We start from the raw sequence: 9,555 nt of genomic DNA on the forward strand, positions 1-9,555 counted from the left end.
CGGTGATCGTTGTGTTTGCGGCCGGGTACCTGCGCGTCGGGTCGCGCATCCGCGCGCTCAATGGCGTGTTCTTCAACACGCCCGCCAGCGGCATGCACTTCGCGTGCGCCGCGTTGTGCACGGTGATCGCTTATACGGCGGGGTTCGAGGGCGGTGCGGTCGCGGTGGTGATCATCGGCGCGATGGTGGCGCTGATCGGCGCCTACCTCGCCATGGCGCTCGCTGATCGCGCGTACCCGGTGTTTATCGCTGCGTTGAACGGTTATGCCGCCTGCTCGGTCGTGGCGGCGGGCGTGGGACTCGCGAATGGCGCGCTGGTCGTGACCGGCGTTGCGCTCGTGCTGGGATGTGTGGCGGCGTGCACGAGCGCGATTCCGTCGCGGGTATCGAGCAAGAAGTAGAAGTGTCGCATTATCATGGTGGCGCTTCTACTGCACTTGTTGCGTTGCACGCATCCCGAAAGCTCAAGCCGCCCAGCCGATGATCGACGAACCCCGTAACACCGCGGCACCATACTTTCCTGCATCGGACACCGCGCATTCACGGCGCACAACGCTCGTGCTTGCGGTGGGTTTATCGTTTGGCACCGCGATTGCACTCGGCCTCACGCGGTTTTCCTACGCGCTGTTATTGCCCGCCATGAAAGCCGATCTCGGCTGGAGTTTCGCGCAAGCCGGCGCGATGAACACGGCAAACGCGCTCGGTTATCTGCTCGGCGCGCTGACTTTCCCATTGCTCGCGCGCCGCTGGCCGGCGGGCGTGTGTTTCATTTGGGGATGCGTGCTGACGGCGGTCCTGATGATCGCGGGCGGTCTCGTTTCCGATACCCATGCGCTACTCGTTCAACGCGTCGTGACCGGCATGACGAGCGCATCCGTTTTTGTAGGCGGAAGCGTGCTTGCGGCGCGGCTTGCATCGGCTCATCCACACGATGCCGGTCTTGTGCTCGGCCTGTATTACGGCGGCGCGGGTCTTGGGATCATCGCGGCCGCGTTGCTGGTTCCCGTCACGGTATTGCCCGGCGTGCACGGCTGGCAATGGGCGTGGTTTGCGCTTGCGGCGGCCTGCGGACTTGCTTCGGTCGCGGCGATCATGGCGGCGCGCAAGACAGGAATCCACGAGGCTGCGCCCGTGGCCGCAAACCTGCAGTCTGCCGCGCGTCTTCCTTTGACCCGGCTCGGTTTCATGCTCGCCGGATATGGGCTTTTCGGGGTCGGGTATATCGGCTACATGACGTTCCTGATCGCGCTGCTTCGATCCACGGGAATGAGCTCGGCGGTGGTCACGGCGTTCTATGTGCTGCTCGGCGTTGCGACCATCGGCTCGGCGCGGATATGGTCGGGACTGCTCAACCGCATGCGCGGCGGTCAGGCGCTTGCGGTGTTCAACGGCGTCCTCGCCTTCGCGACAATAATGCCCGCGGTGTTTGCGCAACCGGTCGTTGCGTTCGTGTCGGGCGCATTGTTCGGCGCGACGTTTTTATCGGCGGTGGCGTCGACTACGGCGTTCGTGCGGCATAACCTTCCCGCCGCGCAGTGGACGCGCGGCATCGGCGCATTCACCATCGTGTTCGCATTCGGCCAGATCGTCGGGCCGGTGGTGATCGGATGGATCTCGGACGGCGCGGGACTCGCGCGCGGCCTGATGTACTCATCCGCGATGCTTGCTGTCGGCGCGGTTTTAGCCGCGTGGCAGAAGCCCTTGGCTAGCACGCGCACATGAAAAAATCGCCCGACGCCTTAAGGCGACGAGCGATCCTTGCGAGCTCGAATTCAAACAGTCAAAAGCTGCTTAGTGCCCGAAGTAAATCGAATGCTGTTGAATCGGCGATGCGGGGGCCATCGTCGCGCGCATGCCTGATGCCGATGTACCGCTTGTCGACGGACCATAAGACTGCGTCTCTACGCCGTTGGCTGCATCAACACGCTGCTGTGCCGCTTGCAAGCCCTGCGGATAATAGTTGTCGTTTGTCGCCGGGTTATAGCCCGCCTTTTCCAGGGTGCTCAACTGGGCGCGAACCTCTGCGCGCGTAACCGGTGCGTTGTCCTGGGCGAAGGCAAAAGTCGGTGCTGCAAGTGCCGATGCAATCAGCAGGGCGGGGATAAGTGACTTGGTCATGATGAACCTCCAGAGTTCTGTTCTTGGACTGCTTCAAGTAGTGCGCTGCAGATCAATTTGTTCATCTGCATACGCAACCTATGAAACCAGTCTAGGCCCCCTATTGACGTAATCAAACGATAGTTTCGTCGAAAGATATTTGTTGTTTCGGCAACAATAAAGCGGTTGAAACTCAGCGTCGCTTAAGTTTCGGCCCATTTTCGCGGCAATGGTCCGGCGATCACTGGGACGTGCGAAAGTGCTCTGCCAGGAAATCGATGAACGCACGAATGCGCGCCGGCTGGTTGCGGCGGCTCGGATAGTAGACAAACAGATCGGCTGGCGGCAGAAGAAACTCGGGCAACACCACTTTCAAGCGTCCGCTTTCGAGGTACTTGGCAAGATCCCATTCGGAGCGGATGGAGATGCCGTGTCCGTCGAGCGCCCATCCAAGGACGATATCGCCGTCGTTGCTCGACAAGCCGCCCGGCACTTTCACCGATACCGTCTCGCCATCGCGCATGAAGCGCCATACGCCATAGGCATCGTCGTTCTGCCGATGCAGGATGGTCCTGTGGCGCGCGAGGTCGCTGAGTGCGGTGGGGTTGCCATGCCGTTGTAAATACGCTGGCGATGCACACAGAAAGCGCCGGTTCGACATGATGCGGCGCGCGTTGAGCCGCGTATCGGGGAGTGCGCCGAAGCGAATGGCGAGATCGAACCCTTGCTCGACGATATCGATAGGCCTGTCCGTCACATCAAGCTGAACTTCGACTTGCGGATAGCGCTGCACGAACGCGGAGACGAGCGGCGCGATGGTCGTGCGGCCAAATCCAAGCGATGCATTCACACGCAAGATGCCGCGCGGCGCTTCGCGGCTGCGCGATACCGCGTCTTCCATCTCCCGCGTTGCAGCAAGAATGCGGATGGCGTGACGCAAATAAGTATCGCCTTCGTCGGTGAGACTCGTGCTGCGCGTGGTGCGATTCACGAGCCTGACTCCCAGGCGTTGTTCCATCAATGCAAGCCGGCGTGTTGCGGCCGGCGGCGTCAGATCGAGCGCGCGCGCGGCCGCCGACAAGCTGCCAAGGCGCGCAAGCTGAACGAAAAATTCGAGATCCGAGGTGCCGTCGTTCTTCACTTAAACTGAATAATCAAATGTGTACCGGTGAAGTGTAACGCGGCAGGGCGCGCGTAAGCTTCGGTTATCGGCTGAAGCACGTGCTAGACCGTTCACTTACACCCGACTTAGACCCGCATTCAGGAGACAGGCACATGAAAATCGTGGAAATTCGCGAGCTGACCATTCCGATCAGTTCAGCCATTCGGAATGCGTACATCGATTTCAGCAAGATGACACTGAGTCTGGTTGCCGTGATCACCGACGTGATGCGCGACGGCAAACCGGTGGTTGGCTACGGGTTCAATTCGAACGGACGCTATGGCCAGGGCAAGCTGATGCGCGAGCGTTTTATTCCCCGCGTGCTAGAAGCCGATCCGGATTCGCTGCTCGATGCAACGGGTAACAACCTCGATCCACACAAGGTCTGGGCCGCGATGTTCACCAACGAAAAGCCGGGCGGCCATGGTGAGCGGTCTGTAGCAATCGGCACCATCGACATGGCGGTGTGGGATGCGGTGGCGAAGATCGAAGGCAAGCCGCTGTTCCAGTTGCTGGCCGAGCGTTATGGCAACGGCACGCCGGATCGCAAGGTCTTCGTTTATGCCGCGGGCGGTTATTACTATCCCGGACAGGATTACAGCAAGCTGAAAGACGAAATGCGCAGCTACATTGACCGGGGTTATACCGTGGTCAAGAAGAAGATCGGCGGTGGATCGCTCGACGAAGATCTGCGCCGGATCGATGCCGTGCTGTCCGTGCTGCAGGACGGACAGAAACTCGCCGTCGATGCAAACGGCCGCTTCGATCTGGATACGGCCATCCAGTACGCCAAGGCGCTCTCGCAATACGATCTCTTCTGGTACGAAGAAGCCGGCGATCCGCTGGATTTTGAATTGCAGGCGACCCTGCGGAACTACTACGACAAGCCGATGGCAACGGGCGAGAATTTGTTCTCCATGCAGGATGCGCGTAACCTGATCCGCTATGGCGGCATGCGCGCGGACCGCGATTACCTGCAATTCGACTGTGCGCTGAGCTACGGTCTCGTCGAATACCTGCGCACGCTCGACATGCTCCATCAACATGGCTGGTCCCGTTCACGCTGCATTCCGCATGGCGGCCATCAGATGTCGCTGAACATTGCAGCGGGTCTTGGCCTCGGTGGCAACGAATCGTATCCGGACCTGTTCCAGCCGTTCGGGGGTTTTCCCGACGGCGTGAAAGTAGTCGATGGTCATGTGACCTTGCCCGAACTTCCGGGTATAGGCTTTGAAGGGAAAAGCGATCTGTATGCGCACATGAAGGCCTTGTCGTCCTGAACACCCAGGTTGAGCGCAGGTTCAAGGGTTGAGGCCATTCACACACAGCTAACACCAGGAGACTGAAATGCAGAAACCGATCGAGCTTTCCGGCCGCGACATCCTTCGCGATCCGCGTCTTAACAAAGGATCCGCATTCACCGAGGAAGAGCGCCGCAAGTATCACCTCGAGGGACTCTTGCCGCCTGGATCAAGCTCGCTCGAACTGCAGGTGGCACGCACGCATACGGAACTCGCCGCGCTCGACAATGACCTCCAGAAGTACCTGCTCCTCTCCGATCTGCAGGCGAGAAACGAGACCCTGTTCTACGCCACGATCATGTCCGATCCGGCGACCTTCATGCCGCTCGTGTACACGCCGACCGTCGGCGAGGCCTGTCAGAAGTTCAATCATATTTTCCGGGCGACGCGCGGCATGTATGTGCCCATCTCGGCGCGCGGCCGCGTGAAGGAGCTTCTTCGGAACTGGCCGGAGAAAGAAGTCCGGTTCATCGTGGTGACGGATGGTGAACGCATCCTCGGACTCGGCGATCTGGGGGTGGGCGGCATGGGCATTCCTATCGGCAAGCTGTCGCTTTACACCGCATGCGCCGGCGTGCCGCCGCAATATTGCCTGCCGGTCATGCTCGATGTCGGCACGAACAACAGCGATCTGCTCGATGACCCCCTTTACCTCGGCTTGCGGCAGGAACGCGTGCGTGGCGACGAATATCATGCATTCGTGAACGAGTTCGTTGAAGCGGCGCTCGAATTGCATCCGCAGTGCTGCGTGCAATGGGAAGACTTCGCGAACTTCAATGCCGTGCCGCTGCTTGCGCGTTACAAGGACAAGATCTGCACCTATAACGACGACATCCAGGGCACCGCTGCGGTCGCGCTGGCGGGCATCTTTGCCGCGCTGCATATCTCGAAGCAGAAACTCGTTGATCAGCGTTTTCTGTTCCTCGGCGGCGGTTCGGCGGGGACCGGCATTGCCGAATTGATTAGCCAGGCAATGGTGCTGGAGGGACTGACCATAGACGAAGCGCGCGCCCGCAATGCACTATTCGATGTCAACGGCCTCATGGTGAAATCGCGCACCGACCTTGCTGATTTCCAGAAGCCCTTCGCCGTCGATCATGCGCCGGTAGACACCTTCACTGACGCGGTAAAGGCGCTGAAACCGACCGGCATCATCGGTGTGAGCACAGTGCCCAAGCTCTTCAATCAGCACGTGATCGAAGCAATGGCCGAAATCAACGAACGCCCGATCATCTTCCCGTATTCCAATCCCACCTCCCGCTCGGAATGCACGGCGGAAGAGGCCTACAAATGGTCGTCGGGCCGCGCCATCTTTGCAAGCGGAAGCCCGTTTCCTCCGGTGGAAATCGAGGGGAAGACGTTCGTGCCGGGGCAGGGCAACAACGTCTATATTTTCCCGGCGCTCGGCATGGCCGTGTTCGCCACGCAGGCGAGCCGCGTGACCGATGAGATGTTCATTGCCGCAGCAAAGGCGGTCGCCGAGCAAGTGTCCGACGCGAGTCTTGCGACCGGTTTGATCTATCCGCCGCAAAGCAAGATCTTCGAGGCGTCACTGCATGTGGCCGTGCGGGTAGCCGAATGCATCTTCGATAACGATCTCGCACGCGTTCCGCGACCCGACGACATCACCGCAATGATCCGCGATTGCGCTTACAAGCCGGCTTATACGCTCTAGGCCGGCTGCATCAGGCGAGCGCAGCCCTGATCCGCGCGATCGCATCGATCTCCGGTGCGCCTTCCGCAAGTCGATCGCGCGGGCACCATGGATAGGGCAAGTCCTGCGCCCATTGGAGGATGGGTTCGGCCGTTTCTTGCGGCAAAGTCATCATTTCTTCGATGGTGATCCGCAGCGCCCGCACGCGCCCGGTATCATCGGCCGTCCATTCGTACCGGCCGAACCCGGCGCGCGCCGATCCTGTCTCTTTCTCCGACATGCACACAAGCCAGTCGCACGCGAACGTGGTTTCGGTGCCTGGTTTTTCACCGATACAAAACGTACAAACGTTCTCATAACGCACTGCGAATTCGCTGACCAGCACATCGGAAATGGCTTTCGCGCCCTTCACGGCGGGCGGAAACGCGATGTCCCGGGTATTGATTTTCATCGTCAATTCGGCGTCGGCGGCGAACGCCTGGGCGATCAGATGCGGCCGGTTGCCATCCTTCGCGCGAATGTAAGTTTCGATGGATTTTTGAAGCGTGATCATGTGAAGTGCCTGCGCGCGAGGGACGAGGCGTCAAGTGTAAGGTCGCACGAAGTCCGCGGCCCGAAAGGCCCCTGCGCCTTGATGGACAAGGCATCCAGCGCATCGGCAGGTCACTTCCGCGCAGCCGGGCGTTGCCGAAGTTGTAGGGAATCACTTCCTCGAACGCAACTTTTCGCGTAGATTTGCGACCGCGAAACAAATGTCACCCCGGTAAAGTAAGAGGAATCCATCCATGTCCACGGCCAAGCGAATCCGCGAAGTGTCCAAGCTGAGCGGCGATTTTCTGCTGCGCTCAGGCAAGCGCAGCAATACCTACTTCGATAAATATCGCTTCGAATCCGATCCGTCCCTGCTCAAGGAGATCGCCGAGGCGATGGTCCCGTTGATCCCGCCCGGCACGGAAATCCTTGGTGGCCTCGAGATGGGCGGGATTCCGATCGTGACGATGCTGAGCCAGGCAACCGGCCTGCCCGCGGCGTACATCCGCAAGGAAGCCAAGGAATACGGCACGTGCAAGTACGCCGAAGGTGCGGATCTAACCGGGAAAAAGCTCGTGCTGGTGGAAGATATCGTGTCGAGCGGTGGTGCTATTGCCGATGCAACCGCGAAGCTGCGCGCTGACGGTGTGCCGGTTTCGGTGACGTTGTGCGTGATCGATCGAGAAAGCGGCGGCAAGGAAATGCTGGAAGGCATCGGCATTGAACTGAGGTCGCTTTTCACATTTTCGCAAATCGAAGGCGCTTAAGCTCTTTCCAGCACACTCCTTATGCAGCTTCTTGATCACGTGTCGATTGGCGTGCCCGATATGGATGCTGCCCGGCGTTTCTACGATGCCATCATGAACGCCCTCAGCGCTGCGAAAGTATATGACCTGCCGCACGCGCTGGGATACGGTGAGCGTTGCACGCCGCAGGATGCGGCGTCGACTTATCTTGCGGTGTATCTCGATCACGGAGAAGTAACGGATTCGAAACGCCACTGGTGTTTCAAGGCTGCGTCGCGCGAACAGGTCGATGTGTTTCACGCTGCAGGGCTCGCTGCGGGGGGCCGCTCGGATGGTGAACCCGGTTTGCGCGCTGACTACCATGCCGGATATTACGCTGCGTTCCTGTGCGACCCGGCGGGTAATCGCGTTGAAGCGGTTTGCCATCTTCTTGCGTGAGCGGCTGTTCAAGCCTGCGCGCTGCCCGAAAAATAGTTGTATGCGCCGGAGGAATCGTCGTCGGTGATGGGCTGTTCGCCGCTTTTATCGATGATCCTCTTTCCCTGACGTTTGAGCACGAAGCGCGGTCTGCCGGCGCGTGAATCCACGCTGAGATGGGTGATTCCGACGTGGACATCGATCTGCCTGTCCGAATCCGCGCCCGGCAATTGCACGATCAGCGTTGCGGGCGCTGTCAGGAACACCGATACGTGGATACGCGTCGAGAGCGGCGTTTGACTCTGCGGTGGCGTGCCCGCAGCCGAAGCCGGCGGATTCAACCGATAAAAATAAAACAACTGGTCGCGCAAGATCGCCGGTTGGTTACCGGTCTTGAACCACTGAATGTAATAGGCGCTGGCATCGAGGTAAGCCGCGTGCGAGGGCAACTCCCCAAATCGGTCATCGTAGACATGAGCACGGCCGGCAGCTCCGGCAGGCATGGGCAAGGGCGCCACATACGTGGACTCGGCCCAGTCGTTCCACGTCACGATCTGCACCCACGACGCATTCGATGCGATCGCCGCCTCCCATTCGGCTGCCATGCCCGAGAAACCCTCCGTCTCGAACGCACGATAATTCGTGCCCGCAGGCAATCCGCGATAGTACGGCGTCACCGGCGCCATGAAGAGCTTGCCGTGTGCACGCAGTTCGGGGCCAAGAGACTCGACGGAATCCGCGATCAGCTCCGGCAAACCTGCTGCTCCGAAGTAGAAATACCCATCGGCGGTTCCTAGCCGCTGCACAATTTGATCGGCTGCAACGGGCGTGATGAGTCGCTCTCCGCTTTCGGGGAAAAAGTGCGGCACGAAGAACGCACCAAGCCTTCGGGCGTGGTCTATCAGCGCGGCGCCATTGCTGAATCCTTTGCCTCCGGCAGCGTATGCCGAAAGAACCGGTTTGCCATCCATACGTAATTGCGCTTTCAGGTCGCGCGTACTTTCGACTATATCGTCGATCTCGTCCTGCGCGTGGCCATCGGCGGAAACAAACAGCGTGAAGTCGAAATCAAGGCTCCCGGCCGCTTCATACATGCTCATCACACGTTGCTTGTATTGCGGTTCGCTTCGGTGCCAACCGCCGCAATTCAACGCGAAGCCATCGATTCCGCGTGCGTGTGCATCGCGCATTTCAGATCGATACGACTCGATGCTCGCCTGTCGTCCGCCCCGCGGCCATGCAACCATGTAATGAGCGAAGACTCGTTTGCGATTTTTGTCGAGACTTGATAACGGCGCAATGGCGTGAGCAGTGATGGGCACCGGCAATACGCAAGACAGCGACAAGCAAGCGAGTATCAAGCGACGGCGGCTTTGGAGAGGACCTGGATTCACGACGGCGACCAAGAGAAGTGTCGCCGTCATGGTAGCTGCATCGCGCGGCGCATGCTGCTAGAAATTGCCAGGGAAACGAGCTTCGAAACCGACCGTGCAATTGTGAATGAGAATGCGCGCACAACCTTGTCTAAGCTACTTCGTTAATGATCAGGTATCCAAACGTATAGAGGGATTCGCAAGATGACAGGATGAAAAAAAGCCCATCGCTCACGATGGGCCAAGCTGCAGTCACTTACACCACTCACAACAC

9 protein-coding genes and 1 pseudogene are annotated in these 9,555 nt (G+C 59.5%); 6 read left to right on the forward strand and 4 right to left on the reverse strand.

Features of this window, described 5'->3' with window-relative positions:
* Both ACFFAR_RS15535 and ACFFAR_RS15540 read left to right on the forward strand, forming a co-directional pair.
* Positions 1-401: pseudogene (locus tag ACFFAR_RS15535) on the forward strand (hypothetical protein); the annotation flags it as partial.
* A gap of 79 nt (positions 402-480) precedes the next feature.
* Complete coding sequence (locus ACFFAR_RS15540) at positions 481-1,722, forward strand: YbfB/YjiJ family MFS transporter (protein WP_174364084.1); 1,242 nt, start codon at positions 481-483, stop codon at positions 1,720-1,722.
* Positions 1,723-1,791: 69 nt separating this feature from the next.
* Here ACFFAR_RS15540 and ACFFAR_RS15545 read toward each other — a convergent pair whose 3' ends face one another.
* Both ACFFAR_RS15545 and ACFFAR_RS15550 read right to left on the reverse strand, forming a co-directional pair.
* Positions 1,792-2,118, reverse strand: coding sequence for a DUF4148 domain-containing protein (locus ACFFAR_RS15545; RefSeq protein ID WP_062003051.1), 327 nt, complete (start codon positions 2,116-2,118; stop codon positions 1,792-1,794).
* A gap of 220 nt (positions 2,119-2,338) precedes the next feature.
* A complete protein-coding gene (locus tag ACFFAR_RS15550; RefSeq protein ID WP_174364085.1) occupies positions 2,339-3,238 on the reverse strand; it encodes a LysR substrate-binding domain-containing protein in 900 nt (299 codons plus the stop codon).
* 134 nt (positions 3,239-3,372) lie between these two features.
* On the opposite strand from ACFFAR_RS15550, the gene ACFFAR_RS15555 reads away from it, so the two are divergent.
* Both ACFFAR_RS15555 and ACFFAR_RS15560 read left to right on the forward strand, forming a co-directional pair.
* Positions 3,373-4,539: a mandelate racemase/muconate lactonizing enzyme family protein gene (locus ACFFAR_RS15555; RefSeq protein WP_174364086.1), complete on the forward strand. Its 1,167-nt coding sequence runs from the start codon at positions 3,373-3,375 to the stop codon at positions 4,537-4,539.
* A 67-nt stretch (positions 4,540-4,606) separates the two neighbouring features.
* Entirely contained in the window at positions 4,607-6,235 is a 1,629-nt protein-coding gene (locus ACFFAR_RS15560; protein ID WP_375508088.1) for an NAD-dependent malic enzyme, read from the forward strand.
* Between the two features lie 10 nt (positions 6,236-6,245).
* Here the strand turns inward: ACFFAR_RS15560 and ACFFAR_RS15565 are convergent, their stop codons facing one another.
* Positions 6,246-6,767 carry a hypothetical protein gene (locus ACFFAR_RS15565; RefSeq protein WP_174365002.1) on the reverse strand — a complete coding sequence of 174 codons (522 nt, stop codon included), beginning with the start codon at positions 6,765-6,767 and terminating at the stop codon, positions 6,246-6,248.
* 232 nt (positions 6,768-6,999) lie between these two features.
* On the opposite strand from ACFFAR_RS15565, the gene pyrE reads away from it, so the two are divergent.
* Positions 7,000-7,512, forward strand: a complete 513-nt coding sequence (gene pyrE / locus ACFFAR_RS15570; RefSeq protein WP_062171072.1) for an orotate phosphoribosyltransferase — start codon at positions 7,000-7,002, stop codon at positions 7,510-7,512.
* Positions 7,513-7,533: 21 nt separating this feature from the next.
* A complete protein-coding gene (locus ACFFAR_RS15575; protein WP_062171070.1) occupies positions 7,534-7,929 on the forward strand; it encodes a VOC family protein in 396 nt (131 codons plus the stop codon).
* An 8-nt stretch (positions 7,930-7,937) separates the two neighbouring features.
* On the opposite strand, the gene ACFFAR_RS15580 is transcribed toward ACFFAR_RS15575, so the two are convergent.
* Entirely contained in the window at positions 7,938-9,332 is a 1,395-nt protein-coding gene (locus tag ACFFAR_RS15580) for an endo-1,3-alpha-glucanase family glycosylhydrolase (protein ID WP_174365003.1), read from the reverse strand.
* Between the last annotated feature and the right edge of the window lie 223 nt (positions 9,333-9,555).

It is taken from the genome of uncultured Caballeronia sp. (assembly GCF_964243625.1).
GTDB lineage: Bacteria > Pseudomonadota > Gammaproteobacteria > Burkholderiales > Burkholderiaceae > Caballeronia.